General features: G+C 70.6%; 3 protein-coding genes. 1 reads left to right on the plus strand and 2 read right to left on the minus strand.

Annotated features, from left to right (window positions below):
* Window positions 1–1,376, plus strand: a 1,376-nt coding sequence (locus tag BST12_RS34445) for a PE family protein (RefSeq protein WP_170062226.1), incomplete at its 5' end; no start/stop codon positions are given.
* A gap of 11 nt (window positions 1,377–1,387) precedes the next feature.
* Here the strand turns inward: BST12_RS34445 and BST12_RS28510 are convergent.
* The gene (locus BST12_RS28510) at window positions 1,388–2,440 is read right to left on the minus strand and encodes an alpha/beta fold hydrolase (RefSeq protein WP_083116500.1); all 1,053 of its coding nucleotides are present in this window, start codon (window positions 2,438–2,440) and stop codon (window positions 1,388–1,390) included.
* Window positions 2,437–3,733, minus strand: a 1,297-nt coding sequence (locus BST12_RS28515) for an MFS transporter (RefSeq protein ID WP_083116501.1), incomplete at its 5' end; no start/stop codon positions are given. The genes BST12_RS28515 and BST12_RS28510, both read right to left, overlap by 4 nt.

Raw genomic sequence — 3,733 nt, forward strand, 5'->3', positions numbered from 1 at the left:
GGTCAGGCGGGTGGCTATACGGGTCTGGCGGCGCCGGCGGGGCCGGCGGGATCGCCGGAACCGCCGGAACCGGTGGCGCCGGCGGAACTGGCGGCAATGCTGGACTGTGGGGCCACGGCGGAGCCGGTGGCGTCGGCGGGACCGGCAGTGACGGCGGCAATGGCGGCACCGGCGGCACGTTGTACGGCAATGGCGGTCATGGCGGATCCGGTGGAGCGGGCGTCGGCGGTGCGGGCACCGGCGGGCACGGCGGCAGCGGCGGCAACGCCGTCGGCTTGTGGGGTGACGGTGGCCAGGGCGGCGCCGGCGGCGTCGGGGGAACCGGCACCAACGGTGTCAACCCCGGCTTGGCATCCCCGGTGACGGCGGCCGCCAACGGTACCGACAACTCGAACAACCCGATGACACCGGGCGGCAACGCCAGCAACGGCACCGCGTCCGGGCAAGCCGGCGGGACGGGCGGCGACGGCGGCAACATCTTTACTGGCAACCTCAACCCGGCCAACGGCGCCCCGGGCGGTCACGGCGGTGACGGCGGCACCGGAGCGCCCGGCGGCGCCGGCGGTAGGGGAGGCTTCGGTGTCAACGGCGACACGATCGGGGCGCCTGCGACGGGCGGACGTGGCGGCGACGGTGGTGCCGGCGGGGCCGGCGCGCCCGGTGGCGCAGGCGGTGAAGGTGGGGAAGCCGGCAGCAAATCCGTCGGGGGCGCCAGCTCCGGCGGCACCGGCGGCACCGGCGGCAACGGCGGCACCGGCGCGCCCGGCGGCGTCGGCGGCCGGGGTGGCTTCGGCGGCGACACCCCGACCAATCCGGCCCAGGGTGGGGTCGGCGGAACCGGCGGTAACGGCGGTGCCGCAGCCCTCAACGCCGGTTCCGGTGGCAGCGGTGGCGTGGGCGGCGCCGGAGGGCACGGCGGCCTTCTCTTCGGCAACGGCGGCGGTGGCGGTCTGGGCGGCGCCGGGGGCACCGGGGGAATCGGCGCCGCCGGTGGCGTGGGCGGTGCCGGCGGAACCGGCGGCGACTCGCAGTCCATGCGCGCCGGGGACGGCGGGTTTGGCGGAAACGGCGGCATCGGCGCGCCGGGCGGCATGGGCGGGGCGGGCGCCGACGGCGGCTCGGGCGGCGCGGGCGGATTCTTCGGCCACGCGGGTAGCGATGGTGCCGGGGGCATGGGTGGCACCGGCGGGACGGGCGGCGCCGGCGGTAACGGCGGAGCCGGCGGCGCTCCGGGAACCGGCGCCAATTCCGGCAACCCAGGCCTGGGCGGGTTCGGCGGCAAGGGCGGCCTCGGTGGCGCGGGGGGCGTCGGTGCGCTGGGCAGCGCCGGCTTCGGTGAGATGGGTACGGCTGGCGCCGACGGCGCGCACGGCTGACCGCCGGCAAATCAGCTGCCTACGGTCGCCGTCGTCGCCGCGAACCGGTCACAGAATTCGGCGAGGACATTCACCGTCGCCTGCGGCGCCTCGAACGGCCAGAAGTGGCCGGTGTCGAAGAGATGTACGTCGCTGCCGGCCGGCAGCGCCTCCAAAAGCGCTGCGCCCTGGTAGAACTCGCGCGGCTGCAGGGGATCGTGGGCGCCTTGCAGCAGCAGCACCGGAGCCCGCCACGACCGGATGAGCCGGGTTCGGCGGTCCACCCACTCTTGGCGAAACGACGAGGAGTGGAAGTAGCGCGGCACGGCAGTGGCAATTCCGGGGTGGCTGAATTCTTCGTAGGTACGCAGTAGGTCCTGCGGGTCCACGGGCCGTTCGGTGAGCCAGCTGTAGACCGTCGCCACGAACTGCCGGGCTGCGCCCAGCATGGCCGGTGCATCCGGCGATTGCATCAGCTCTTGCTGCGGGTGCAGCCGAGGATGCAAATGCCAGAAGTGTTGCTGCCCACGGCCGTATCCCCGTACTCGCTCGCCCATCGCGGCAACCAGGTGGTCGCCCACCGGGGTGCCGCGATCATGGGTGATCAACGTGAAGTCACCGATCCGCAGCTCGTCGAGGAGGGCGCCGAGCTGTTCGGCAACGCCGGCCTGGCGGTAGTCGCCGCTGCGTTTGTCGGATTGGCCGTAGCCCTTGAGGTCGATGGCCAGGCAGTGGTAGCGCTGGCTCAGGGCTTCCAGGGCGTAGTGCCACTGCCACCACGAGTCGGGCAGCCCGTGCAGGAAAACCAGGGTGGGATCCGACGGGGCGCCCGATTCCACGAAATGCCATCTGACGGTCTCGCTGTCGCCCGGCGCCTCGACGAACCGATGGACCGCGGTCACCGCGCCGAGTTGTTCGATATCGCCGTCTTGGTTGGTTCGGGGCGCAGTAGCCTCGCCCAATCGGCCGACCATCTCGTCGGCGGCGTGAATGGCCTCGACCAGCCCTTGGTCCAGCTTTTCGCGGACTCGCTGTGGGGGTTCGGTATAGGCGAGCGCTGCCGGTTGACTGGAAGACCTTGTCATCGAGATTCCTTTCCTGCGACCGTGGTAACGCGCTGTGTGGGCTCGAGCTGGCCGCGCCACAGCGGTAGCCACCACGATGGGTTGGGCGGTGCGGGCAGGCGTCGTGGCTTGCGATGCCGCCCGCGGCGTGGCATCGGAAAGAGCGTCAGCAGCACCAGGGTCAGTCCGGTGATGGCGGCTCCCGCGGTGAACGCGTGGGTAAGGCCGACGATGAACGCGTCACGAACGGCGTCATGCACGCTGGGACCCAGCGCACCGAGCTGTGGGTCGGCGGCGACATGCATTCCCGCGGCGGGAGATTCGCGGATGGTGCTCGCCGCCTGGGCCGGTACGGCGGTGGGCAGCTGAAGTTTGTCGCGGTAACCAGCGCTGAACAGTGAGCCGAGCAGGGCGATCCCTAGGGCTGCGCCCAGTTCACGGGTGACGTCGTTCATCGCCGAAGCCACGCCTTGTTTGTCGGCCGGTAGCGAGTCGACGATGGTGTTGGTGGCCGGTGTGGCCGACAGCGCCAGCCCGCCACTGAAGACCAGCATGCCGATCAGCAGGTCGGTGTAGCCGGAAGTCGTTTGAAGCCGGGCCAACAGGATGAATCCGGCCACCATGCAGGCCAGGCCGGCGCCGATCACGATGCGATTGCTCAGGCGCTCAGCCAGTTTCGGCGCGATCGCCGACACCGGGAGTACCACCGCGGCCATCGGCAGCAACGCAAAAGCGGACTTGAGCGGCGCATAGCCCAGCATGAGCTGAACGTATTGCTGCGCCACGAAGAAGAAGCCGAAGGTGCCCAGGAATTGAATGACCAAAGCGGTTGTGCCGGAACTGAACCCACCGTTGGTGAACAGCCGCGGGTCCAGCATGGGCCGCGCCGTCCGCAACTCATGCGCCACGAACAGCGCCATTGCCGAAACAGCGACCGCGAACGCGGCGATCACGGTGGAGTGTGTCCAGCCCTGTTCGGCGCCTTCGATGATTCCGTACACCAGCGCGCCGATTCCGAGGGCGCTCAACCCCGCGCCCGGGAAATCCGGTGCGGGTTCCTCGGCGCTTTTGGTGTTGGGCACCAGCACCAAGGTGATCACTAGCGACACGGCCGCCATCGCCGCCGTCCCGATGAACGTCGAACGCCACGAATAGTGTTCCAGCAACAGGCCACTGAGCAGCAGACCCAAAATGGAACCGGCACTGGCGAATCCGGCCCAGATACCCACCGCCCGGCCCTTTTGATCCGGGTGGACGACGGCGGTGATCGTCGACAACGTGCTCGGCATGATGAACGCTGCGCCGACGCCCATG

This window comes from Mycobacterium angelicum (assembly GCF_002086155.1).
Taxonomy (GTDB): Bacteria; Actinomycetota; Actinomycetes; order Mycobacteriales; family Mycobacteriaceae; genus Mycobacterium; species Mycobacterium angelicum.

Bases quoted from the DNA above. Each gene is read 5' to 3' on its own strand.
- BST12_RS28510 (WP_083116500.1), bottom strand. From the start codon at position 2,440: ATGACAAGGTCTTCCAGTCAACCGGCAGCGCTCGCCTATACCGAACCC.